The sequence below is a fragment of the Pseudomonas oryzihabitans NBRC 102199 genome (assembly GCF_000730625.1).
GTDB lineage: Bacteria > Pseudomonadota > Gammaproteobacteria > Pseudomonadales > Pseudomonadaceae > Chryseomonas > Chryseomonas oryzihabitans.
The window spans coordinates 83,753-108,135 of sequence record NZ_BBIT01000010.1 but is presented as its reverse complement, the minus strand read 5'-3'; the positions used below and the strand labels follow the sequence as shown (position 1 = coordinate 108,135).

Genomic DNA, 24,383 nt, shown 5'->3' with positions numbered 1-24,383 from the left:
ACCTCACATCAGCAGATAGAGCAGCACCACGTTGCAGGCCAGCACCGCCAGGGCGGTGGGGACCTGGGCCTTGATCACGGCATTCTTGTCGTCCAGCTCCAGCAGGGCCGCCGGCACGATGTTGAAGTTGGCCGCCATGGGCGTCATCAGGGTGCCGCAGTAGCCGGAGAACATGCCGATGGCGGCCATCACCGCCGGATCGGCGTGGTAGACGCCCACCAGCACCGGCACGCCGATGCCGCCGGTCATCACCGGGAAGGCGGCGAAGCCGTTGCCCATGATGACGGTGAAGGCGGCCATGCCCACCACATAGACCACCACCGCCACCAGGCGCAGGTCGAGGGCCACGTAGGCGGTGGCCAGGTGCGCCACCGCCTTGCCGACGCCGGCGTCGGTAAAGACCAGGCCGAGCATGGCCAGGGCCTGGGGCAGCACCAGCGACCAGCCCAGGGCATCGGTCAGGCGCCGCGATTCGCGCATCGCCTGGATCGGGGTGTCGCGGGTCAGCCAGCAGGCCAGCGCCAGGGCCACCAGGGCGCCCAGGCCGAGGGAGACGAAGGTGACGTTCTTCGGGTCGAGCAGCGGCAGGCCGGCGATCTGCACATCCTTAAGCAGGACGCTGCCGATCACCGTCACCACGGGAATGGCCAGTGCCGGAATGAACAGGCGATTGCCCAGGCGGCCGGCGCTGGCACGGGTCTCGCGTTCAGGACGACTGGCGTGATGACCGCTGCCCACCGCACCGCAGCCGGCGAGCACCGCCATCAGCAGCACCCCGGCGCCCACCCAGGCGGGTGGCAGGCGATCGCCGATCAGGAAGACCAGGCTGAACAGGCCCCAGAACAGGCCGCTGGTCCAGCGCTTGGGGTGCTGACGATCGGCCAGAGTCATGACCGCGGTCAGCGCCAGGATGGCGCCGGCCAGCCAGAACAGGTACTGGATCGACAGGATCATGGCCGCACCTCCCGGTTCGCGGTCAGCTCGCGATAGAGCTGGCGATCGAAGCGGTGCAGGCGCAGGGCGTGGATGAAGAAGGCGCAGAGCGCCGTGGGAATGCCCCAGAGGGCGATGTGCAGGGGTTCGACATCGAGTCCGGCGCCGAGCAGGAAGGTGTGCATCAGGGCGATGGCGCCAAAGGCGACGAAGATGTCCTCGCCAAAGAACAGGCCGACATTGTCGGTGGCAGCGCAAAAGGCCAGCAGCCGCTGGCGCAGGGCCTCGGGCAGGCGGCCATGGAGTTTTTCGGCGGTGCCTTCGGCCATGGGCGCCAGTAGCGGACGGACCATCTGCGGATGGCCGCCGAGGCTGGTCAGCCCCAGGGCGGCGGTGGTCTCGCGGACGAAGAGGTAGAAGATCAGCAGGCGGCCGACGGTGGCGTTGCGAAAGCGGGCGATCCAGTTCTGCGCATGCAGGCGCAGGCCGTGGCGTTCGAGCAGGCCGATCACCGCCAGCGGCAGCAGGATGATCAGCGGCAGGGCGCGCGCCTTGATGAAGCCGGTGCCGATGGCGGCGAGCAGCGCCTCGGGGCTGAACTGGGCGGCGATCCCGGTGGCCACGGCGGCCAGGGCGACGACCAGCAGCGGATTGAACCTCAGCACGAAGCCGACCACGATGACCAGCACGCCCAGCAGCGGCCAGAGGTTGACGGTGGTTTGCATAGGTGGATGTCTCCAGCGGGTCCACCGCGCTCCGGGCAGACGGTGCGGCGGACGGTAGGAAGCCGCGGGCGGCTTCGGCTGATCCAGGCAGTGCCCGCGGCACCGCTCGTTATTGTTGTCAGACGTCACTTGGCATAACGCCGGCTGGCATCTTTCGCCGCCGGCGGAGCTGGCGTCCAGCAAATAAAACTGTTCGCCGCCGATAGGGAAAAGCGGGGCAGACAAGCTCGCCGGTGGGGGTAAAGTGGCGGGGTAGCCTTGTCGAGGTCCCCATGAATCTGCGCTTTCTCGATACCTTCGTCTGGGTCGCCCGCCTGGGCAGTTTCCGCCTGACGGCGGAAAAGCTGTCCACCACCCAGGCGGCCATTTCCAGTCGCATCGCCGTGCTGGAGAGCGAACTGGGCGTGCAACTGTTCCTGCGCGACTCCCGCGGCGTGAGCCTGACCGCCGAGGGCCATCGGGTACTGGGCTACGCCGAACGGATGCTGGCCACCCAGCGCGAGCTGCACGAGGCCCTGGGCCATGGCCAGACCCTGGAGGGCCGCCTGCGCATCGGGGTGATGGATACGGTGATCCACAGCTGGCTGGACCAACTGATCGCCGCGGTCACCCAGACCTATCCGGCCATCGAGCTGGAATTGACCGCGGACACGGCGCTGAATCTGGCCGAGCAGCTGGCGCGGGGGCAGCTCGACCTGATCTTCCAGACCGATCTCCTGCGCGCCGAGGGCATCCGCAATCTGCACCTGGCCAGCTATCCGGTGCGCTGGCTGGTGGCCAGCGACAGCCACCTGGCGCGGCCCTACGCAAATCTGGCCGAACTGGCGGGCGAACGGCTGATCACCTTTTCCCGCCATTCCCGCCCGCACCAGGACATCCTCGGCCTGCTCCAGCGCGAGGGCATCGCCGAACCGCGGGTCTGTTGCATCAACTCGGTGGCGGCCATCATCAAGCTGATGGGCGAGGGCTTCGGTATCGGCGCCCTGCCGCCGGCCCTGGTGATCGAGGAATTGGCCCGCGGCAGTCTCATGCCCCTGCCGCTGGCCGGCCCGCCGCCCTTCGATGTCCAGGCCAGCTGGCATGGCGGCGCCGGCCTGGCGCTGAGCGAGGCGGTGGTGGCCCTGAGCCAGACGGTGGTGGCCGACTGGTGCACGCGGCTGGGGCCGGAGCGCGCCTTGCCGGTGCTGGTCTAGCCAAGGTGTTTCAACAGCTTCTTATCGCCAGCGCCCGGAATCTTTTGTTGGACAGCGGCGCTCCGGCTTTCCGACACTCGAGCTACCTTCTCAGAGGATCCTGTCATGCCCGCTCGCCTGCTGCTCAATTGCGATTCCGGTGAAAGCTACGGTGCCTGGTCCATGGGTGACGACGCCCATGCCATTCCCCTGGTCGATCAGGCCAACCTGGCCTGCGGCTTCCATGCCGCCGATCCCCTGACCATGCAGCAAGCCGTGACCCTGGCGGTGGCCAACGGCGTGCAGATCGGCGCCCATCCGGCCTATCCCGATCTGGTGGGCTTCGGTCGGCGACCCATGGCCTGCACCCCGCCTGAGGTGGAAGCCATGATCCTCTACCAGATCGGCGCCCTAGACGCCTTCTGCCGCGCCGCAGGCGTGCGCGTCGAGTACGTGAAGCCCCATGGCGCCCTCTACAACGCCCTGGTCAAGGACGATGCCCTGCTGAGCGCCGCGCTCTCCGCCTGCGCCCGCTATCGCCAGGGACTGCCGCTGATGGTGCTGGCCAAGGCCGACAATGATCGCGAGCGCCGGCTGGCCGAAGCCGCCGGGGTGCCGCTGCTGCTGGAAGCCTTCGCCGATCGCGCCTATCTGGCCGACGGCTCCCTGGCTCCGCGTGGCCAGGTCGGGGCCGTCCATCACGACCCCGAACGCATCCTCGCCCAGGCCGTCGCCATCGCCCGCGGCGAAGACTTTCCCGGTTTCGATGGCCAGCCCATGCGGCTGCAGGCCGACAGCCTCTGCGTGCATGGTGATAACGCCGAATCCCTGGCGGTACTACGGCGGCTGCGCGCCGCCCTGGACGCCCTATGATCGTCTGCAAGCCTTTTGGCGTTGCGGCGCTGCTGCTCGAACTGGCCGAGCATCCCGATGCCGCGCTGCCGCCGCGCATCGCCCGCCTGGGCGAGCGGATTCGCCAGCGCTTCGGCCCGGCGGTGACCGATCTGGTGGCGGGCTGGACCAGCCTGCTGGTGCACTACGATCCCCTGCAACTGACCCTGGCCGAGCTACAGGCCGGCCTCGACCCCCTGCTGGCCGACTGGCCGGGCGCCGCGCCGGCGGGCGAGGGTGGGCGCCTGCACCAGGTGCCGACGCTCTATGCCGGCCCCGATCTGGCCGAGGTGGCCGAGCGCTGTAGCCTGAGCGAGGGCGAGGTCATCACTCTGCACAGCGGTCGTGACTATCAGGTGGGCGCCATCGGCTTCATGCCGGGCTTCGCCTTTCTTGGCGAACTGGACGAACGCCTGGCGCTGCCCCGGCGCAGCACGCCGCGGACCCACGTACCCGCCGGCAGCCTGGCCATCGCCGAGCGCCAGACCGCCGTCTATCCCCAGGCCTCGCCAGGCGGCTGGAATCTCATCGGTCGCTGCCTGTGGACGGTCTTCGATGCCCGGGCCGAGCCGCCGTGCCTGCTGGCACCCGGTGATCGGGTGCGTTTCGTACCCGTCGACGAAGCGGCCTTTCGCGCCCAGGGAGGTCAGCCATGAGCGGACTGCAGGTCATCAAACCCGGTCCCCTTACCCTGCTGCAGGATCTGGGGCGCCAGGGCTGGCAACACCTGGGGGTAGCGCCCTCGGGGCCCATGGACGGCCATGCCGCGCGCTGGGCCAATCGCCTGGTGGGCAATCCGGTCGCGGCGCCGCTGCTGGAGATCGCCCTGGGCGGCGCCGAATTCGAGATCGAGACCGATACCTGGCTGGCGCTGACCGGTGCGCCGCTGGACGCCCGCCTGGATGGCGAGCCCCTGCCGGCCTGGTCGTGTTTTCCGGTAAGGGCTGGCGCGCGCTTGCGCCTGGGCTTCGCCCAGTCCGGACAGCGCGCCTACCTGGCCGCCGCCGGTGGCGGCTTCCAGGCGCCGGCGACCCTGGGGAGCGTGGCCAGCAACCGACGCGAAGGCCTGGGCGGGCTGGAAGGCCAGGGCGCGCCGCTGGCGGCCGGACAGCGGCTGGGCTGCGCGGCGGTGAGCGCGCTGCATGCCCACGGCTGCGGTCCGGCCGCGCGCTTCGTGCCGGACTATCGTGAGGTGCCGACCCTGCGGGTGATCCTCGGTGGCGACGCCGAGGCCTTCGGACCGGCGCAGCAGCAGGCGCTCTGCACCCAGCCCTGGCGCATCAGCCCGCAGTCCGATCGCATGGGCATCCGCCTGGCCGGCGAGGTGCCCCTGGCGCCCCCGCGTCGCCAGTGGTCGCTGGGCGTGGTGACCGGTGCCATCCAGGTGCCGCCCGATGGCCAGCCCATCGTGCTCATGGCCGATCGCCAGACCATGGGCGGCTATCCGCTGCTGGGCTTCATCCACCCGCTGGACCTGGCGCGCCTGGCCCAGTGCCCGGCCCATCACGAGGTGCGCTTCGCCCCGGTGGAGCTGGCCGAGGCCCAGGCCGAGTGGCGGCGGTTCCTGGCCTTCTTCGGCGGCTGACGATGCAACCGGTCACGGCTGAGGAATCTTGTCCGCTTCGATGAGTCGCACGCTCAGGGGCGACGCCGACTTCCCTTTCTCGGCGTCTGGCTTGAAACTTGCCTCACACGTCCCCCTGAGACGACCGACAAGAAGGAGCTGGAACCGGCGATGAAAACTCCCAAACGCATCGAGCCGCTGATCGAGGACGGCTTGGTCGATGAGGTGATACGGCCCCTGATGAGTGGCAAGGAAGCGGCGGTCTACGTGGTGCGCTGCGGCAGCCAGGTACGTTGCGCCAAGGTCTACAAGGAGGCCGACAAGCGCAGCTTCCGCCAGGCCGCCGAGTATCAGGAGGGGCGCAAGGTGCGTGGCAGTCGGGAAAACCGCGCCATGGCCAAGGGCTCCAAGTTCGGTCGCCGCGAGCGCGAGGACAACTGGCAGAACGCCGAGGTGACGGCGCTCTATCGCCTGGCCGATGCCGGGGTGCGGGTGCCCAAGCCCCATGACTTCCTCGATGGCGTGCTGCTGATGGATCTGGTCACCGACGGCAATGGCGAGGCCGCGCCGCGGCTCAACGACGTGACCCTCACCGCCGAGGAAGCGCTGCGCTACCACGAGCTGATGATCGGCCAGATCGTGCGCATGCTCTGCGCTGGCCTGGTCCACGGCGACCTCTCCGAATTCAACGTGCTGCTGGCCGAGGACGGCCCGGTGATCATAGACCTGCCCCAGGCGGTGGACGCCGCCGGCAACAACCACGCCTTCCGCCTGCTGGCGCGGGACGTGGAGAACATGGCGCTGTATTTCGGTCGCTTCGCCCCGGAATTGCGCAAGACCCGCTATGCGCCGGAGATGTGGGCGCTGTTCGAGAAGGGCGAGCTGTTCGCCAATACCCGCCTGACCGGCGAATTCGTCGAACGCGAAGGCCAGGCCGACGTCCATGCGGTGATGCGCGAGATCGAGGCCGCCCGGCGCGACGAGGAGCGTCGCCAGGCCGCACGGCGCGAGCAGGACGAGCCCAGCGTGCGCGAAGAACCGCCGCCGCCCTGGCTAAGCTGATCGTTAAGTAGAACGATTAGCGCTGCGATGAGACGAACGGCCCCAGTGGTCGGGCGATGAACGGCGTCCTCCGGGCGCCAGCGCGCTAAACTGGGCACTGAACAGCACAGGACTCTTTTCATGCAAGGCCATCCGGACGTCATCAACTACCTCAACCAGCTGCTGCGCGGCGAGCTGGCGGCGCGCGACCAGTACTTCATCCACTCGCGGATGTACGAGGACTGGGGCCTGATGCGCCTGTACGAGCGGATCGGCCACGAGATGGAAGAGGAAACCCAGCACGCCGATGCCCTGCTGCGCCGCATCCTCTTCCTCGAGGGCACGCCGGACATGCGTCCCAACGCCATCACCGTCGGCCAGACCGTACCGGAGATGCTGCGCGCGGACCTGGCGCTGGAGTACGAGGTACGCGAAGCCCTGGCCCAGGGCGTGGCCCTGTGCAATCAGCACAAGGACTTCGTGACCCGCGAGATCCTGGTGGTGCAGCTGGAAGACACCGAGGAAGACCACGCCTACTGGCTGGAGCAGCAGCTGGGCCTGATCGACAAGATCGGTCTGCAGAACTACCTGCAATCGCAGATGAAGGGCGGCACCACGCCCCATGGCGCCGGCCTCTGAGGTCGACCGAGCGGCGCCGCCGGGCGCCGCCGGGCGCCGCTCAGGACGTGCGGGCGTCGTCCTCCGGTGCCCGTGGCAGATAGAGCGAGATGCAGGTGCCCACGCCCGGCGTAGTGTCGACCTGGATCTGGCCACCCGACTGGTGCACGAAGCCGTGCACCATCGACAGGCCCAGTCCGGTGCCCTGACCCGGCGGCTTGGTGGTAAAGAAGGGATCGAAGATCCGCTCCAGGATCTCCGGCGCGATGCCGGTCCCGGTGTCGCTCACCTTGACTCTCACGTAATCGCCTGCTGGCAGGTCCTCCGGTCGCTCCGGCGCATCCTCCGGCAGATTGGCCGTGGACAGCCGCAGCTGGCCGCCCTGGGGCATGGCGTCCCGGGCGTTGATCGCCAGGTTGAGCAGGGCGCTTTCCAGTTGCACGGCATCGATCACCGTCGACCAGAGCGGCTCAGTCGGCTCGGCCTGCACCTCGATCGCCGGGCCGACGCTGCGGCGGATCAGCTCTTCCATGGCCAGCATCAGCTCGTTGACGTCGGTGGGTTTGGGTTCCAGGGTCTGCCGCCGGGAAAAGGCCAGCAGCCGCTGGGTCAGGGAGGCCGCGCGCGCAGCATAGGCCTGGGCGCCACCGAGCAGCCGGTCGAGCTGGTCGGTCCGGTGCTGCTGCAGGCGGCGCTCGATCAGCTCCAGGCTGCCGATGATGCCGGCCAGCAGGTTGTTGAAGTCGTGGGCGATGCCGCCGGTCAACTGGCCGATGGCTTCCATCTTCTGCGCCTGGTGCAGCGCCTGCTGCGCCTGGGTCAGCTCGGCGGTGCGCTCGATGACCCGCTGTTCGAGGGTCTCATTGGCGGTCCGCACCGCCTGGAACAGCTGGGCCTGCTCGATGGCGATGGCCGCGCGAGCGGCCAGGGCAACCATCAGACGTTCGTGGCGGGCGTTGAAGCGCCCCGGTTCGGGATGGCCGAAGCCCAGCCCGCCCAGCACCGTGCCGCTGCGGGCCACCACCGCGACGGCCAGATAGCTGCGCACCGGCAGCCGGCCCGCGTGGCAGCCTTGCGGCGCCAGGGCGTGGTCGAACTGGAGATCGTTCGCCAAGTCATCGCTGCGGACCACGCCCGCGCTGCCCAGGGTGGTGACGAACAGGGCAGTGGCGGCGGATTCTCCGATCTGCTCGAAAAGGTCCCGCTCGACGCCGGACAGGGTGAAGCGCTGCAGGCGTCCGCCACCTTCTTCATGGCGTTGATGAAAGTAGGCGCCGAATTCCGCGCCCGTCAACTCCACCCCGGCATCGGTCACGGTCTGCACCAGGTGCGCGAGATCCAGCTGGCTGGCCAACTCCGTGTCGATGCGCTTGAGGGCTTCGAGGGTGCGGGTTTCCTCGCGCAACTCGGCCTCGGCCTGCTTGCGGTCGCTGATGTCGACCAGGAATTCGAAGGCGCTGCCATCGGGCAGGCGCTTGGCGGCCACCAGCGCCCAGCCAGTCGAGCCGTCGCGGCGCCGATAGCTGCGCTCCTCGGGCGGCACCTGAGCGTCGGCATGGGGCAGTAGCGGTGCGGGCCAGGCGATGCGTCCGGCGGCCAGGTCCTCGCGGTCATGGCCGCTCATGCGCAGGAAGGCGTCATTGGCATCGATCAGCCGCCCCTCGGCATCGAAGCAGAGGGCGCCCACCGTCTCGATTTCCAGGGCGGTGCGGAAGCGTCGTTCGCTGGCCTCCAGCGCGGCGCGCGCCAGATGGGCTTCGGTGACGTCCTGCCCCTGGCAGAAGATGCCGATCACCTGGCCGGTTTCGTCGGTCAGGGGTTCGTAGATGAAATCCAGGTACAGGGTGCGGACCGGTTCGCCCGCGGTTTCCAGGCGCAGGGGCTGGTGCTCGGCGACGAAGCGGCGACCGCTGCGATAGACCTGTTCGAGCCACTCGAAGTAGCCCTGATTGTGCAATTCGGGAAAGACCTCGCGCACCGTCAGGCCTTCGCGGGGCCGGCCATCGAACAGGCGGCTGTAGGCGACGTTGACGAAGTCGAAGACGTGATCCGGGCCGCGCACGATGGCGACGAAGCCGGGCGCCTGCTCGAACATCCGCCGCTGGCGGGCGGCATCCGCGGCCCGACGGCGCTCGTCGAGGATGCGCTGGGTGGTCTCGTGGCCCTGGTTGAAGATCCCGGCGATCTCGCCGCCTTCGCCACGGATCGGGGTGAAGCTGTAGTTCCAGTAGGTCTCGGTGACCACCCCCTGGCGCAGCATCGGCAGCAGCTGGTCGAATACCGAAAAGCCCTGGCCGCTGCTCAGGACCTGCCCGAACTGCGGCCCCACCACCGGCCAGATGTCCTGCCAGACCTCCTGCGCCGGGCGACCCAGGGCCCAGGGATGCCGCTCGGCGGGAATTGGCGCCCAGGCATCGTTATAGAGCAGCAGCAGGTCGGGGCCCCAGTAGATGGCGGTGGGAAAGCTGGAATTCAGGCAGATGCTCAGTGCGGACCTGAGAGATTGCGGCCACTGAGAAGGCGGGCCCAGAGGGGATTCCGACCAGTCATGACTGCGCAGCCGGGCGCCCATCTCGCCACCGCCGGCGAGAAAGTCCAGTTCGTTCCAGTCGGCAAGCTGCGCTGCCATCTATCGTGTCTCCCCACCCACCGCCGTAGTTCCAGCCGTTCAGACCACGATCGAACCGGAACTGCAGGACCAGGCGCGGATTTTTTCGGCCGCGGCCTTACAGCCGGGGCGCATAGCGCTCGATGGCTTCGGGCAGGGCCCAGCCGGCGGCGAAGGCCAGCACCAGTACGACCAGGGGCAGCAGCACCCACCAGGTCCGCGGCGGGATCGGCTCCAGGCGATTGCCGCCGGTCTTCTGCAACAGCGCCAGGCTCAGGCCGCAGAAACCGCCGGCGAGCAGGGCGCCGGCCAGGATGTCGGTGGGCCAGTGCACGCCCAGGTAGACGCGGCTGAGGGCGATGAGCACCGCCGGCAGGGCAGCGATCACCAGCCAGGCGAGGCGCCCGCGCGGACCATAGCGGCGGCCGACGAGGATGCCCAGGGTCAGGAAGAAGGCGAAGGAGGCCGAGCTGTGGCCGCTGGGCAGGCTGTAGGTGGTCAGGGGTTCGGCGAGCACATCGGGGCGCGCGCGGGCCAGCAGATTCTTCAACTGGCCGTTGGCCAGAGCGGTCCCCAGGGTGGTGCCCAGGGCGAACAGCAGCGGGCGCCACTGGCGGAAGGCGGCCAGCACCAGGATCAGCACTGCGGCCAGGATCAGCTGGGTACGGAAATCGCCCATGCGGGTGATGACCACGGCAACCAGGTTGAGCCAGCCCTCGCGATGCTCCTGCACCAGCGCCATCAGGCCTTCGTCGAAGGCGCGCAGGTGGTGCCAGCCGAACAGCAGGGCCAGCAGCCCGGCCAGGCAGAGGGCGCCGCTGATCAGGGTGGTGCCGGCGCGCTCGCGCCAGGCACCATGGGCGATGACCGCCACCAGCGCCGCGATGCCGCCGAGGATGATGCCGGCCTGCTGCCAGAAGCCTTCCGGCAAGGGTAGGCGGAAGGCCGCGCCAGTCACCCAGCCCGGGCCGAGGTAGGCGATGGACCAGCCGGCGGCGGCCACCAGGCTGACGCTGACGAATTTGACCAGGGGCATGTCCAGCATGCCGGCGATCAGCGGCAGCAGCGGGCGCAGCGGACCGATGAAGCGACCCACCAGCAGACTGGCCACGCCGTATCTGTGGATGAAGCCCTCGGCCGAGCCGATCCATTCCGGATGGGTACGCAGGCCGGGCAGGCGCCGGATGCCCTCGTGGAAGCGGCGGCCGATGAAGTAGGACACCGCATCGCCAAGGATGCCGCCCAGAAAGCCCAGCAGCAGGGTATCGAAGAGATTGAGCGCGCCATTGCCGGCGGCGACGGCCACGGCGAACAGGATCACCGTGCCCGGTACCACCAGCCCGGCCAGGGCCAGGCACTCGAGAAAGGAGATGATGAAGATGGCCACGCCCAGCCACTGGTGGTGCTGGTTGATCCACTGGGTCAGGCCGTCTAGCAGTTCCGTCATCGAAAGGCTTCCTGGGGGCTGGGGGTTGCGTCCTCAGACCCATGGGGAAAGCCTTGGTTGCCTCAAGGACGCGGATCGAGACGCAACGCCTCGGGGCCGGGGGATTGTAAATCGCGCTCGGGAATTTCCCAGACCAATAACTGTGGCGGGGTTTGTCGGAAGGCGGGACTGGCGAAATAGTCCCGTGCCGCACCGGCGAAATGCCCGCCGTCCTTGACGAAACGCCCGACGCTGGCGCCCAGGGCCTGTTCCAGGAAGGGCAGGAAATTGGAATTGCGCGAGAAGGAGGTGCCGATGAGCGCCACATTGGGCAGGTCCCCATCGCCGAACAGGTCATCGCTGGCGCCGGCCGCGGCGCGGCTGTCGACCTGGGTCAGGCGCAGCACCTCGGGGGTCGGCTGCAAGCGCGGCGGCAGCCAGTCCAGGCCGGCCAGGCGCACCAGGTCACCGGGTCGCGGTGCCGGCGCCAGCAGCGTGCGAGTGAAGGCCCGTGCCGGGCTGGCCTGGAAGGGGAGCGCCTGGATGCGCAGCGCCAGGGCGCGGGCCGCGGCCTCGGCACCGGCCTCGTTCCAGTGGGTATCGGTGCGCAGGAAGGCGGCGCTGCCCAGGGGCGTGAGCGCCGTGGTCAGGTCGAGCACCGGTACCCGCGCGGCACTCAGCATCCGCGTCCAGTCGGCGACCCGATTGGCGAAGGCGGCCGGGCGTCGCAGTCCGCACAGCTGGTCGGCGGCGATGCGACTCTTGTCCGGCACCACGGCGACCAGCAACTGGATGTGCCGGGCGGCCAGCTGCTGGCGCAGTTCGATCACCGTCTGGGCGCGGGCCCGGGCATTGGCGGCGGCCTGGCGCGAGACCTCGAGTTCTTCGGCGAGAAACAGCCAGCCGGGGCAGCCCTGGCGCACCCGGGGTCCGCTGTCGCCCAGCAGCAGCCAGCTGGCGCCGCGTTCCAGGCGGGCGGCCGCTTCCGGCAACGGCGCCTTGGCCAGTTCCTTGGCGATGTGGTGGGTGATCTCGCCTTCGAGCAGGGCATGGCGATCCACCCTTTCCGGCCAGAGCGAAAGGCGATCGGTGAGCAGCGCCCAGGCGCAGGACAGCAGGCCGATCGCCAGGAACAGGGCGAAGACCACTCCGGCGAGCGGGGCCAGCCGCACGCTGCTGGCGCTGGGCGGTTGCGGTGCGGGTGAGGGCGGCAGGGCGGGAGCGCTCATGACGGCGGCCTCAGAACTGGAAGTAGAGGAAGGGCACGGCTTCGCGACTGGCGATCAGCGCGAAGCAGAGCAGGAAGCCGGCCACCGGCCAGGCGGCGCCGAGGACGCGCAGCAGGGCGCTGTCGGGCAGGCGCGCCTCGATGCGCGCCTGCCACAACGGGGCCAGGATGCAGGCCACGCCCAGGGCGGCGGCCAGGCCGTGCACGGGCCTCAGGGTCACGGCCAGGGCATCGCCGAGGGCGAAGCCGTGCAGACCGAACTGGCCGGCGTACAGCGACAGCGCCGTGGCGAAGTCCGGCGCGCGGAACAGCGTCCAGGCCAGGGCCACGAACAGCAGCGTCAGGCCATGGGCCAGGGGCCGCGGCAGCGGCCGGCCGCCGAGTTCGTCCCAGAGCCGGTCCAGGCACAGCGCCAGGCCGTGCAGCATGCCCCAGAGCAGGTAGTTCCAGCTGTCGCCACCGTGCCAGAGACCGGCGATGGCCATGGTCAGGAAGAGGTTGCGATAGGTGCGCCAGCGACCGCCGCGATTGCCGCCCAGGGAGATGTAGAGGTAGTCGCGCAGCCAGCTGGACAGCGACAGGTGCCAGCGCCGCCAGAAATCCTGGATGCTGCGGGCGAGATAGGGCCGGTTGAAGTTTTCCGGAAAGTGGAAGCCCAGCATCAGGCCCAGGCCGATGGCCATGGCGCTGTAGCCGGCGAAGTCGAAGAACAGTTGCAGCGAATAGGCCAGGCAACCGATCCAGGCGTCGACGAAGGAGGGCTGGTCGAGGTGGAAGGCCACGTCCACCAGCGGCGACAGGGTGTCGGCCACCAGCACCTTCATGCACAGGCCGATCATGAAGCGGCGCGCGCCGAGGGCGAAGTTCTCGCGATTGAACCAGCGCTGGTTGAGTTCGCGGCGCACCCAGTCGTAGCGGATGATCGGGCCGGCGATGGAATGGCCGAACATGGAGATGTAGGTGGCGTAGTTGACGAAGCTGCGCTCCACCGGCACCACGTGGCGATGGACGTCCACCAGGTAGGAGATGGCCTGCAGCACGATGAAGGATAGCCCGGCCGGCAAGGCCACCTTCTGCCAGTCCAGCGGCAGGGCGCCGGCGGTCACCAGCACCTGGCTCCAGGTGGCAGCGACGATGTTGGCGTACTTGTACCAGCAGAGCACCGCCAGGTTGATCACGATCAGCCCGGCGAGCAGTTGCAGCCGGGTCCTCGAGCCTTCGCGCGCGCGATCCACCAGCAACCCGCCGACCCAGGCCAGCAAGGCCAGGGCCATGTGCAACAGCAGGAACAGCGGACTCAGCCAGCCATAGAACAGCCAGCTGCCCACCAGCAGCACCCCGTTGCGCCCGCCGGGCCGCGCCAGGGCGTAGACCAGCAGGAACAGCGGCAGGAAGAGGGTGAGGAATTCCAGCGAGGCGAAGACCATCGAGCGGCTGTCCTTAGTGGGCGATAGCGTCCTGGGTGGCGAGCAGCCGCGGACCGCTGGCGCCAGGCAGTAGCAGCACGCTGTAGCGCTCGCCGGCCTTGAGTTCGCCCAGGTCCAGCGCTGCGCCCATGGCCTGGCCGGCGCAGGTCAGCTGCACCTTGAGCGCCACGGCGTTGAGACTGCGGCGCTGCAGGGTGCCGTCGGCCACGTCCTTGAAGATCTCGGCATTGCGCCCGGCCGCCTGCAGGCCCGGGGTCGCGCACTGCGGATCCAGGCTGTAGAAGGCCAGCGAGGCCTTGAGCGCATTGAAGTCGTCGGGTTGCTCGCGTACCAGGCGCTGGACCAGCGGGGTGCCGGGCAGGACGACCAGGGTGGCGAATTCACCGGCGGCCACGGTCAGTTCCAGCGGAGCCTTGGCCGCGCCCTGGACCAGTTCGCCCTTGATCGCCTTGGTCGCCGGCACGGTCAGGTAGTCGGAGACCGGCTTGGCGGCCTCCAGCTGCAGCCGCGCGGCGGAGCCGGAGGCCTGCAGCGCCAGGGGCTGGCTGCCGGCGTTGACGAAGCGGAGGAAGGCCGAGTCTTCGCTGGGGCCGGTGGGGTAGAGGGACACCTCGGCCTGGGCGACCCCGCCCACCAGCAGACCGAGCAGCAGCAGGGCCTTCACTGGGCGGCTCCCTTGAGCTTGTCGGCAGGCAGCTTGTTCAGGGCGTCGACGATGGCCGAACTCCAGGACTTGTAGCCCGGACCGGTCAGGTGCTGGCCGTCGATGGTGGCCCACTGGCCGGGCTTGGCGAAGCTCAGGGAGTCGATGTAGCTGCAGGGCGCGACGTTGCTGGCGAGGAAGCCGGACATCAGCTTGACCCGCTCGAAGGTCTTGCCGTACTTGCCGCCCTCGGTGCCCCAGGTCGGACCGACCCAGGCGCAGTGGGTCTTGGTGGCGGCGATGGCCTTGGTCAGGCTGGTGGTCTGTTGCCAGACCCAGGTCTTGGGAAAGCTGGGATTGGTGTAGCTGGCCATGGTGTCGCCCATGACGATCAGCACCAGATCGGGCTTGTCGGCGGCGATGAGCTCGTTGATCGGCTGGGTCGCCGCCTTGCCGCCGAGCACCACGGCCTTGTCGCCGTTGCGCCGCTCGGCGCCACCGCAGGTGCCGGGGGTGACCTTTAGCCAGTCGCCGGCGTTGGTCCCGCAGATACCCAGGGTGTGCACCTTGGCGCCCTGCTGCACCAGGCTGTCCTGCAGGGTGCCGATCAGGTAGTCGGGGGTGGCCAGATGGCTGTCGCCGATCATGAGAATGGTGAGGCCGGTGAGGAGGCTGGCTGCCATGGGAGCTCCGTGAATCAGTTGTCGTAGGGGGAACGATAGGGACTGACCGGCAGGGCGAGTGCACGGTCCTGGGGTTCCAGCGCATAGCGCAGATAGACGCCGCCATTGAGCTGTTGGAAATCGCGACCGTTGTCGACGCCGAGGTTGCCGCCGACGAACAGCTGGCGACCGAGCTGGTATTCGGTGGCGCCGTAGAGGCTGTAGCCGAGACTGGTCTTGCTTTGCCCGCCATAAACCGCCGGGGCGCCGAGCGCCTGGCTCGCCGCGGCCTGCAGGCGGGCGTCGGTCGGGTAGAAGTCGGCGCCGTCCTGCTCGATGCGTTGCAGGCCCACTGCGCCGCGCAACTGCCAGGTCCAGCGATCGGTGCGCTGCGACCAGGTCAGGGGCACGCCCAGGGCATAGAAGCGCTGCGGACTGAAGTAGCCGCCATGGCCGTAGGTGAAGAAGGCCTGGTTGTTGTCGTAGGCGATGCCGGTGAGGGACAGGCCCAGGGTCAGGCGACTGTCTTCGCTGTTGATCAGATAGCGGTACAGCCCGGTGCCCAGCTCGGTGCGGCTGTTGTCGGCGACATGGTTGCCCAGCAGCCGATACCAGGAGGCATAGGCATAGGCACCGAACTGGCTGTCGTCGTAGCCGAGCTGGCCGCGCACGCCATTGGCGGTGACGCCCCCCCACTGCTGGCCGGTGCGGGCGTCTTCGCTGCCGGCAAAGGAGGTCAGGCTGTCGATCACCGCCCGGCGCGAGGCCGAGAGGCTGTAGCGGCTGTGGTCGGTCAGCGGTCGCTCCAGGCTCACCCCGCCCACCGGGGTGGCATAGAGAAAGCCCTGGGGCGTGGTGCCGGCGTCGGCCTTGAGGCCGAGCTGGGGATCGCTGTAGGCCACCGCCAGGCCCACGCCGCTGTCGCTCTGGCTGCCCGGCGCGGCGTCCGGCGCGGCCTGGGTAGCGGCCGGGCCGCCACCGAAGCGACTGCGGGCGTCGCTGCCGACACTGCCGGCAGTCAGGCTGACCGGGGTCACCCGCACGGCCAAGCGCACATCGCCCAGCGGGAAGTCGATCTCCAGCGGCGCTTCCACGTCGGTGAGCTTGCCGAGGCCGCGTTCGTTGTCGTTGCTGCGCACCGTCAGGCCCTGGGTGATCCGCGCGCTGCGGGTCTGCAGCAGGTCGTCGAGGGCGCGCTCGGCGGCGCTGTCCTGCGGAGCGACTGGCGCATCCGCCAGCGGGGCGGCCTTGGCCGCCGCCAGCAACTGGTCGGCGGTCGGCGGAATGGCCTGGCTGGCCAGGGTGGCGCTGCCGCGGCGCGGGCCGAAGGGATTGGCCGGGGCGCTGGCCAGGGGCCGCGCGGTCTCGGCGTCGCGGCGCTCCACCGCCACCACCTGGCGCAGCAGCTCAGTGGCCCGACCGTCGCGACCCAGGGCGCGATAGAGGCGCGCGGCCTCGGTCAACACCCCGACGTCGTCGGCGCCTAGGGTGACGGCGCGTTCGAGGGCGCGCTCGGCATAGGCGTTGTCCCGGGCACGCACGGCGGCATCGGCCGCACCCAGTTGCAGCCGGGGGTTGTCGGGGGCGCGGCGCAGCAGGGGTTCATAGAGGCGCAGCGCCTTGTCGGCCTCGCCATTGGCCAGGTACAGCCGCGCCAGGGCGGCGTTGGCCAGGTCATCGTCCGGACGCTGGGCCAGGGCCGGTGACAGGGTGTCGTAGGCGGTGACCAGATCGCCGCGCTCGCGCAGCTGGTCGGCCTGACGCACCCGGTAGCGATAGAGCAGGTCGTCATAACCCTGGCGCTGCGCGGCGGTCAGGCGCTGTCCCTGCAGATCGTGCAGCAGGGCATTGACCTCGTCGTCGGCGCCACTGCGCAGCAGCACCTCGCCGTATTGCAGGCGCAGGGCGGGATCGGGCGTGCGTTCGCGGGCCAGGACATCGCGCAGCAGGCGCAGCCCGCGTTCCGGGTCACCGGCCTCGGCATAGGCCGCCGCCAGGCCACCCAGGGCGGCGGGGCGCTCGCCGGCTTGTGGCTCCAGGGCCGCCAGCTGGCGCCGCGCGGCCTGCTGCTGGCCGCGGCGGGCCAGGTCACGGGCGGCGCTTACCCGGGCATCGAAGTCGAGATCGGCGGCCAGCCCTGTCATGGCCGGCGTGCGCTGGGCCGGCGGGATGCGCCCTAGCAGCGCGCGCGCCGCGGCGGGATCACGCTGCTCCAGGGCGAACAGGGCGCGGACATAGAGCGCTTCCGGGCGCTGGGGGTCCTTGGCCAGACCGCTGTCCAGGGTCTGGCGGGCGGCCGCCTCCTGACCCTGGCGCAGCTGCAGGCGGGCCAGGGCCAGCAGTGTCCAGACATCGTCCGGATCGGCGCGTCGGGCGTCTTCCAGGGCGCGACGGGCCCCCTGGAGATCGCCACGGCCCTCGGCCAGCTTGGCTTCCTGCAGGGCCTGGGTGGCCTTGAGCCGATCCAGGTTGCCGAGCCTGGCGCGTTCGGCCGGGGTCAGGGTGTCGAGCAGGCGCAGGGCCTCGGCCGGACGCTCGCTCTCGGCGAGCAGATCGATCAGGCCCCGACGGGCTTCGAGATTGCGCGGATCCTGCTGCAGGATCCGTCGATAAGCGGCCTCGGCGGCGTCCAGCTGACCGGTCTGGGCCTGCAGTCCGGCCAGGGCCAGCGGTGCTTCCGGGCGCTTGGCGTCCAGCCGCAACGCCTGTTCCACGCGGGCACGGGCGGTGCTGAAGTCGTTGGCCTGTTGGGCCTTGCGGGCCTGGGCGAGCAGCGCCCAGTAGCGTACCTCGGCCAGCGGCGCCTGCCAGCGCGCCCCGCCCGGCTGACGGGTGGCGCGGTTCAGCAGCGCTTCGGCTTCGTCGAAACGTTCCTGGCGCTGACGGACGATGCCCAGGCCGCCCAGGGCGTTGGCATCCTCCGGCGCCATCTTGAGGCGCGCCTGGAAGGCGCTTTCGGCAGCGCCCAGCTCATTGCGGCGCAAGGCTTCGATACCGCGGGCCAGTTGCGGATCCAGACCGCCGCTGCGACTCAGGGCGCGGCCCTTTTCCAGCTGGGCGCGCAACTCGGCGTCATCCGGGTGCTGGCGCAGATAGGCCTCGAACAGCGGTGCCTCGGCCGGACCGGGCGGACCGCTCCAGACCAGGGCCTGGCGCCAGTATTCGGCGGCTTCGCCACCGATGTCCTTGCGCGTGCTCAGCTCCGCCAGGGCCTGGATGCCGCGGCTGCGACTGGCCGGAAAGCGCGCCAGGTGCTTGGCCTGGATCAGCATCAGCGCCGGATCGCTGGGCTGCAGCTTGCGCAGACGCTCGATGCCCGGACCGGCTTCCTGCCAGCCATTGGGGGTGTAGGCGAGGATGTCGTAGTACTCCCGCGCCAGATCACCCTGGGGCAGGCGGCCACCAAACAGCTGACGATAGAGCGCCAGTGCCTGCACCGGCTTTTCTTCGCTGACCAGCTGGCGGGCATCCACCAGGCGCTGCGGATTGTCGCCACTGGCCAGGGCGATGTCCTGCTCCAGCTGCAGGGCCTGCTGGGGCACGGGCTTGAGCGCCTGCAGGCGGCGCAGATAGGCCTGGGCGGCCGGCAGCCGGTTGGCCTGCACCTCGATCAGTCCCAGGCCGTACAGCGCCTCGGGCTGCTGCGCATCCAGTTCGAGCAACTTGTTCCAGGTCTCCTGGGCGCGGGGCGCATTCTTGCGCGCCTGCCAGAAGTGACCCTGCTCGAGGAGCAGCGCTTCGGGGGTACCGGCCGCCTGGGCCAGCGGCGGCAGCAGCAGACCGGTCAGCAGGGTAGCCAGCAGCGGTGCACGGGTCATGGTCTAGCGCTCCAGCCGCTGACGGGCGCGGGCGCGCAGCGCCGCATGGAGCAGGCCGGCCAGCAGGGCCACGCCCAGGGCGCTCAGGCCCAGCATCAGCAGCGGATGGCGAGCCAGTTGCCAGCGAACATAGAGCAGCGGCCCGAGGCTGCCGACGTGATAGGTCTCGTCGGCCACCAGGCTTTCCACCTGCTGGCCACGCACCGTCGCCAGGCTGCCCTGCAATGCCTGGGCATAGTCTTCCCGGGTGGTCAGGGCGCGGCTGATGTCGGCCAGGCCCTCCGGGCGGGCGGCGACCAGGGCCACCACGCTGCGACCGCTCCTGAGCGGCGATTCGAAGCCGGTGACGAAGGCCGTACCGGCACCGCCACTGGCACTCAGGGCCGCGCGACTGCGCTCCAGGCTGGCCGCGTTGTCGCTGCCGAACCACTGGCGCACCTTGAACGCCAGGTCGGATACCTCGAAGCGCTGGCCGTTGCCGGTGAAGCCGGCGGGCAACTGGGCGGCCCAGCGTTGCAACAGCGGCTGGTCGGCGCCGCTGGCGATCAGCAGTAGATCCTTGTCGGCCAGGCCGTCGACCTCGCCGGCACGGGCCACGGTGACCGCGGTGGCGGGATAGCCGGTGGAGCTGCCGAAGCGGCCGAGCACGTTGAGGTAGGTGTCGATCTCCGCCGCGCTGGGCGCATCGGGCAGGATCACCGCGGTTTCGCTCAGGTCCGCCAGGCGAGTGAAGGGAAAGCCGCTGTCCTTGAACACGCCCAGGTTGGGCAGGGCGATGAAGTGCCGATAGCCGGAGAGATTCAGGGTCGAATCCGGTTCCAGGGTGCCGCGCATGTTGTCGATGATGACGTCGCGGCATTCGCCCTGCTTGAGGTAGTCGTACATGAAGCGGAATTGCAGGCGGGCCTGCAGCGCCTCGCCCTCCAGCGGCAGCCGCACCTCGGCTTCGCGCGGCAGTTCCTCGTCCTTGATCAGCCCCAGCAGGCCCTGGTCCAGGTGTTCCTGGGACGGCAGGGCGATGGACTGCACGAAGCGGTCGTTGAAACTCACCAGCAGCGAGGAATTGGTCGCCACCGGCTGTGGGGTGTAGCGGTACCTGAGGTGCAGCGGCAGCCCCTGGTTGCGCCAGAGGAACAGATCCGGCGGCAGCCGTAGCGGCACGCTCATGGTACCCGAGTCATAGCCGGAGACCGCCAGTTGCTTGGGCGTGGCCAGTTCGCCCAGGCGTACCGGTCGGTCGCTGGGCAGCCAGTTGGGCGCATCGTAGGGCTTGCGCGGTTGCAGCGCCTGCAGGGTGTCGAAGGTCATGCTCTGGCCGGAGAGGGTCTGGTGACCCAGGGCCACGGCGCTCGCGGCGCGCTTGAGTTCGTTGGCATCGCGGCCGGAGATCACCAGCAGCTGACCCTGGGGATCGAAGGGGTTGGCCAGGATGTCGACCCGCGCCGTCGCCGGTGCCGGCAGACTCAGGCCAAGGGTCTTGGCGCGCTCTTCGCTGGTGACCAGCACCACCGCATTGCCCTTGGCCGGCAGGGCGTTCTGGCTGCTGGGAAAGCGGGCGCCGCGATAGCTGGCCAGGGCGCTGAACCAGGACGACAGGGTGCCGGCGGCCTCCAGGGTGCCGTTGTCGGCCGCACCGGCGATGACGAAGGGCAGCTCCAGCTGCCGGGCATCGCGGCGATCGAAGAACGGCTGCGGCAGGCGCGCCAGGTCCGGGGCCAGGTCCAGGCGACTGACCTGGACGTCCAGGCGGCTGCCATTGCTCACCTTGGCCCAGAGGCTGGAGTGCAGCGGGTCTTCGCACTGCATGGTGTAGTGGCCGATCAGCTGGATGCTCAGCCGGTTGAATTCGGTGATCAGCCGCGGCGGGATGTCCACCACCCGGGTCTGGGGCGTGCCGGCGCCTTCCTTGGGCAGCGGAATGCTGGCGGCGACCTCGTCGTTGACCAGCACATTGAGCTGGGACAACTCCGGCAGCAGCGCCGGGGAATAGGTGTAGTTCAGCGTCACCTTGGCGGCGCTGACGATCTCGTCGGCGCGAATGTCGAAGCCGACTCCGTCCCGGCTGTCGATGCCGCGCAGATTGAAGGGATAGACCGCGCCGAGCTGCTTGAAGCTGTTGTCGTAGCCGCTGCCGGCCACCGCCACCGGCGGCGCATTCTGGGCCAGGGCGAAGGCGGGCGCGGCACCCAGGGTGGCGAGCAGCAGGGGGGCGAGACGTAGCGACACGGTCATGGGCGGTCCAGGGAGGCGGAGGAGGAGGGCGCCGTGCGCCGGGAAGGTCGGCTCAGGCGCCAGACGTTGCGATTGAGATCGGCGATGCCGCGCAGGCCGATCTGACTGACCTCGCGCAGCGAGCCCAGCAGGGAATCCGGACGGTGATTGCCCCAGGCCTCGGCCCAGAGATCGGCGCGGGAAAAGGTCATGCGCACCAGCTCGCGCTGTTCGGTCACGCTGAGTTCGGCGAAGCGGGTGCCCACGGCGCCGGCGCGGCTGAAGGCCACGGTGGCCGGGAAGCGACGGCTGCGACCGTTGCGGCTGAGTTCGACCTCTACCGCGCTGCCCTCGGGCAGATGCAGGCCCGCGGGCAACTTCAGGCCGATGCCGCTCTGGGAAAAGTCCAGGGTGCTGCATTCCAGGCGGCTGCCATCGGCGAGCACGAGTCCGGCCGGCAGCGTGGCGGCCACCCGGGGTTCGGCGCGCACCTGGCGCGTCTCGCTGGCCACGGCCACCGCGGCACTGGCGATCACCAGGTTGTAGAGGGTCCAGACCAGGTTGATGGCGACCGTGGTCACCGCCTCGGGATCGCCTAGGAACAGCCGACCGATACCCACGCCCAGGCCGAGCAGATTGAGCGCCAGCAGCACGATGTAGGGACGCGCCAGCTCCCAGTCGAAGTAGTCGCTGGCGATGATGCCGCCCTTGTCGGTGACGTTGAACTTGCCCAGCCGCGGGTTGATCAGCGCCAGCAGCGTGGGCCTGAGGATGTACCAGGCCAGTACCGTCTCGTAGACCTCGTTCCAGAAGGAGTGGCGGAATTCGCCCTGGATGCGCGAGTTGGTGAGGTTCGAGTGCAGCACATGGGGCAGCACATAGCAGGTGATCAGCAGTGCCGAGGCATGGAAGATCTGCGCGCTGAACAGCAGATAGGCCAGCGGCGCGGTGAGGAACACCAGCCGCGGCAGGCCATAGAAGAAGTGCAGCATGGCGTTGAGGTAGCAGAGCCGCTGACCGAGGGCGAGGCCCTTGCCCAGCAGCGGATTGTCCATGCGGAAGATCTGCGCCATGCCTCGGGCCCAGCGGATGCGCTGGGCGATATGACGCGACAGGCTCTCGGTGGCCAGGCCGGCGGCCTGGGGAATGCCCAGGTAGGCGGTGTTGTAGCCGAGCCGGTTGAGCTTGAGCGCGGTGTGGGCGTCCTCGGTCACCGTCTCGGTGGCCACGCCGCCGACCTCTTCCAGCATGGTGCGCCGGATCACCGCGCAGGAGCCGCAGAAGAAGGTGGCGTTCCACAGGTCGTTGCCATCCTGCACCAGGCCGTAGAACAGCTCGCCCTCGTTGGGCACGGTGCGAAAGGTCTTGAGGTTCTTCTCGAAGGGATCCGGGGAAAAGAAGAAGTGAGGGGTCTGCAGCATGGCCAGCTGCGGGTCCTTGAGGAACCAGCCCAGGCAGACCTGCAGGAAGGAGCGGGTCGGCACGTGGTCGGCATCGAAGATGGCGATGTACTCGCCGTCGGTCACCTTGAGCGCCGCATTGAGATTGCCGGCCTTGGCGTGCTCGTTGTTCTCGCGCACCAGGTAGGAGACGCCGGCGGTCGCGCAGAAGTGGCGGAAGTCCTCGCGACGACCGTCATCGAGTACGTGCACCCGCAGCTTGTCGCGTGGCCAGTCGATGGCCTGGGCCGCCAGGATCGACAGCTTCACGATGCTCAGGGCTTCGTTGTAGGTGGGGATGAAGACGTCCACGGTGGGCCAGGCGGCCGGGTCGGCGGGCAGCGGGACCGGCGTGCGGCGTAGCGGCCAGATGGTCTGCAGGTAGCCGAACACCAGCACCGCCAGGGCATAGAGTTCGGCGGCCACCAGCCCGTAGCCGAGCACCATTTCCAGCGGCGTCTCGAAGCCCAGGGTGCTGGTCAGGCGCCAGTAGAGATAGCGCAGCGACGCCAGCAGCGACAGCAGGACCAGTGCGATCACCGGCAGCCGTCCGGGCAGCCGACGCAGCATCAGGGCCGCGCCGAAGCAGCCGACGGCGAACGCCGCCTGTTCTTCCAGCGCCAGGGGCACGCTCACCAGCAGGGCGCCCAGCAACGCGGCGGCCGTCCAGGCGAACAGCTGCAGCCACAGCGGCGCCGCGGGCGGCACCGGCTGGGCGTCGGCAGCGCGCGCCGCGCGGCGCTGGCGAACCTGTTCCAGGCGGTCGAGAAAGCTCATGGCTAGGCGCGCGCGGCGTGCTGCACGGGCGAGCGAAGATCGCCGAGCAAGGCCTCGCCCAGCTCGGCCAGGCCACGCGCCCAGGCGTCCTGGACGCTGGCCAGACCCTGGCCCAGGGCCAGGGCCTGCTCCAGATCGGGGCTTTCCGGCAGTACGCCCAGCAGGCGTTCGCCCCAGGATTGCGCCACGATGGCGGCGATGTCTTGACTCAGGGGGCGGGCGGGATCGACCCGGTTGAGCAGGTGCAGCGGAGTGACCTGGCCGCTGCAGCGCTGCCACTGGCGTTCGAGGCGCGGCAGACTGGCATAACCGGTCGCATCCGCGGTCGTCACCCCCAGGATCCGGGTGGCCAGGGCCAGGGCCTGACGACTCAGGGGCGTCGAGCCCGTGGGGCAGTCGAGGATCACCAGGGTATCGGCCGGGACGTCCAGCGCCTGCAGGCGGCGGGTCAGCCACTGGGTGTCGGTGGCCAGGGCCTGCTCCAGAGCCTGCAGATCCAGCTCGTCGGGGGCGCCAAAGGGCACCAGGCGCAGGCGCTCGTCCACCGCCAGGCAGACGGAAAGCGGCGCCCTGACCGAGCCGGTGGTGGACGACGCTTCCTGCAGCAGCAGCGAAGACAGCACGTTCTGACTGTCCAGCTCCACCAGCAGCACCGGCTGGCCGCTGCGGCTCAACGCCTGGGCCAGGCCCGCGGCGATGACTGTCTTGCCGGTGCCGCCCCGGGCCGACATCAGTGCCAGCACCGGACCGGTCAACCGCGGCAGCGTGCGACTCAGCGCCTGGTCCAGGGCGGCGACCGCCTGGTTGGCCTGGCGGCTGCTGTGCAGCTGCGCCAGCTGCCGCGACAGCGGGGGCAGGGCGTCCGGTTCAGCCTGAGCGGCCGCCTCGGCCACCGTGACGACCGCTTCGACCTGGGCGCTCGGCGCAGGCTGCGGCTGAGCTGCGGCTGGCAAGAGGGCTTCGTGGGGCACCGGCTCGGGGGCTTCGAACTCATGGTAGCGCTGGGGGTCACCGCCGAAGGAGCGGAACAGATTGGCAATATCCAGCGAACGGACCATGGCGACTTCCGAAAAGGTGAAGGGTCTGCGTGAATGCTTGACGTCAAAATTATGGCTAAAAGCCATCAGGTGTCATTTTTTGTGGATACTGTCACGCGGAGTTCGTGACGCACCAATTGAAAATGCGTATGCGGGCATCGAA

At 69.4% G+C, this 24,383-nt stretch carries 18 protein-coding genes; 6 read left to right on the top strand and 12 right to left on the bottom strand.

Going from position 1 to position 24,383, the window contains the following annotated elements:
- Positions 1 to 3: 3 nt before the first annotated feature.
- Positions 4 to 954 (bottom strand): DUF979 domain-containing protein, encoded by a 951-nt coding sequence (locus POR01S_RS13145; protein WP_027597219.1) that lies wholly within the window; start codon positions 952 to 954, stop codon positions 4 to 6.
- Complete coding sequence (locus tag POR01S_RS13140) at positions 951 to 1,658, bottom strand: DUF969 domain-containing protein (protein ID WP_027597218.1); 708 nt, start codon at positions 1,656 to 1,658, stop codon at positions 951 to 953. The genes POR01S_RS13145 and POR01S_RS13140 overlap by 4 nt, the downstream gene beginning before the upstream one ends.
- A gap of 272 nt (positions 1,659 to 1,930) precedes the next feature.
- On the opposite strand from POR01S_RS13140, the gene POR01S_RS13135 reads away from it, so the two are divergent.
- The 6 genes from POR01S_RS13135 to bfr all read left to right on the top strand — a co-directional run bounded on the left by POR01S_RS13135 (position 1,931) and on the right by bfr (position 6,965).
- Positions 1,931 to 2,851, top strand: coding sequence for a LysR family transcriptional regulator (locus POR01S_RS13135; protein WP_027597217.1), 921 nt, complete (start codon positions 1,931 to 1,933; stop codon positions 2,849 to 2,851).
- A gap of 105 nt (positions 2,852 to 2,956) precedes the next feature.
- Positions 2,957 to 3,703: a 5-oxoprolinase subunit PxpA gene (locus tag POR01S_RS13130; protein WP_042136311.1), complete on the top strand. Its 747-nt coding sequence runs from the start codon at positions 2,957 to 2,959 to the stop codon at positions 3,701 to 3,703.
- Positions 3,700 to 4,377 carry a 5-oxoprolinase subunit PxpB gene (gene pxpB / locus POR01S_RS13125; protein ID WP_042136308.1) on the top strand — a complete coding sequence of 226 codons (678 nt, stop codon included), beginning with the start codon at positions 3,700 to 3,702 and terminating at the stop codon, positions 4,375 to 4,377. The genes POR01S_RS13130 and pxpB overlap by 4 nt, the downstream gene beginning before the upstream one ends.
- Positions 4,374 to 5,306, top strand: a complete 933-nt coding sequence (locus POR01S_RS13120; protein WP_042136306.1) for a 5-oxoprolinase subunit C family protein — start codon at positions 4,374 to 4,376, stop codon at positions 5,304 to 5,306. Before pxpB ends, POR01S_RS13120 begins: the two co-directional genes overlap by 4 nt.
- 150 nt (positions 5,307 to 5,456) lie before the next feature.
- Positions 5,457 to 6,347, top strand: coding sequence for a PA4780 family RIO1-like protein kinase (locus POR01S_RS13115; protein ID WP_027597213.1), 891 nt, complete (start codon positions 5,457 to 5,459; stop codon positions 6,345 to 6,347).
- Between the two features lie 120 nt (positions 6,348 to 6,467).
- Entirely contained in the window at positions 6,468 to 6,965 is a 498-nt protein-coding gene (bfr, locus tag POR01S_RS13110) for a bacterioferritin (RefSeq protein WP_007159675.1), read from the top strand.
- A 40-nt stretch (positions 6,966 to 7,005) separates the two neighbouring features.
- On the opposite strand, the gene POR01S_RS13105 is transcribed toward bfr, so the two are convergent.
- From POR01S_RS13105 to POR01S_RS23120, 10 genes are all read right to left on the bottom strand, one after another.
- A complete protein-coding gene (locus POR01S_RS13105) occupies positions 7,006 to 9,573 on the bottom strand; it encodes an ATP-binding protein (RefSeq protein ID WP_042136305.1) in 2,568 nt (855 codons plus the stop codon).
- Positions 9,574 to 9,670: 97 nt separating this feature from the next.
- Entirely contained in the window at positions 9,671 to 10,999 is a 1,329-nt protein-coding gene (locus POR01S_RS13100; RefSeq protein ID WP_042136303.1) for a bifunctional DedA family/phosphatase PAP2 family protein, read from the bottom strand.
- Positions 11,000 to 11,061: 62 nt separating this feature from the next.
- Positions 11,062 to 12,207 carry an alginate O-acetyltransferase AlgX-related protein gene (locus POR01S_RS13095; RefSeq protein ID WP_042136301.1) on the bottom strand — a complete coding sequence of 382 codons (1,146 nt, stop codon included), beginning with the start codon at positions 12,205 to 12,207 and terminating at the stop codon, positions 11,062 to 11,064.
- Positions 12,208 to 12,217: 10 nt separating this feature from the next.
- Positions 12,218 to 13,633 (bottom strand): MBOAT family O-acyltransferase, encoded by a 1,416-nt coding sequence (locus tag POR01S_RS13090; protein WP_027597209.1) that lies wholly within the window; start codon positions 13,631 to 13,633, stop codon positions 12,218 to 12,220.
- A gap of 13 nt (positions 13,634 to 13,646) precedes the next feature.
- The gene (locus tag POR01S_RS13085) at positions 13,647 to 14,297 is read right to left on the bottom strand and encodes an alginate O-acetyltransferase AlgF (RefSeq protein WP_042136299.1); all 651 of its coding nucleotides are present in this window, start codon (positions 14,295 to 14,297) and stop codon (positions 13,647 to 13,649) included.
- Positions 14,294 to 14,959, bottom strand: a complete 666-nt coding sequence (locus POR01S_RS13080) for an SGNH/GDSL hydrolase family protein (protein ID WP_027597207.1) — start codon at positions 14,957 to 14,959, stop codon at positions 14,294 to 14,296. Before POR01S_RS13080 ends, POR01S_RS13085 begins: the two co-directional genes overlap by 4 nt.
- 14 nt (positions 14,960 to 14,973) lie before the next feature.
- Positions 14,974 to 18,756, bottom strand: coding sequence for a cellulose biosynthesis protein BcsC (locus POR01S_RS13075; protein ID WP_042136297.1), 3,783 nt, complete (start codon positions 18,754 to 18,756; stop codon positions 14,974 to 14,976).
- Positions 18,757 to 18,759: 3 nt separating this feature from the next.
- Entirely contained in the window at positions 18,760 to 20,988 is a 2,229-nt protein-coding gene (bcsB, locus tag POR01S_RS13070) for a cellulose biosynthesis cyclic di-GMP-binding regulatory protein BcsB (protein WP_081875215.1), read from the bottom strand.
- A complete protein-coding gene (gene bcsA, locus POR01S_RS13065) occupies positions 20,985 to 23,183 on the bottom strand; it encodes a UDP-forming cellulose synthase catalytic subunit (RefSeq protein WP_042136295.1) in 2,199 nt (732 codons plus the stop codon). Before bcsA ends, bcsB begins: the two co-directional genes overlap by 4 nt.
- A 2-nt stretch (positions 23,184 to 23,185) precedes the next feature.
- Positions 23,186 to 24,241 carry a cellulose synthase operon protein YhjQ/BcsQ gene (locus tag POR01S_RS23120; protein WP_051399196.1) on the bottom strand — a complete coding sequence of 352 codons (1,056 nt, stop codon included), beginning with the start codon at positions 24,239 to 24,241 and terminating at the stop codon, positions 23,186 to 23,188.
- Positions 24,242 to 24,383 lie beyond the last annotated feature (142 nt).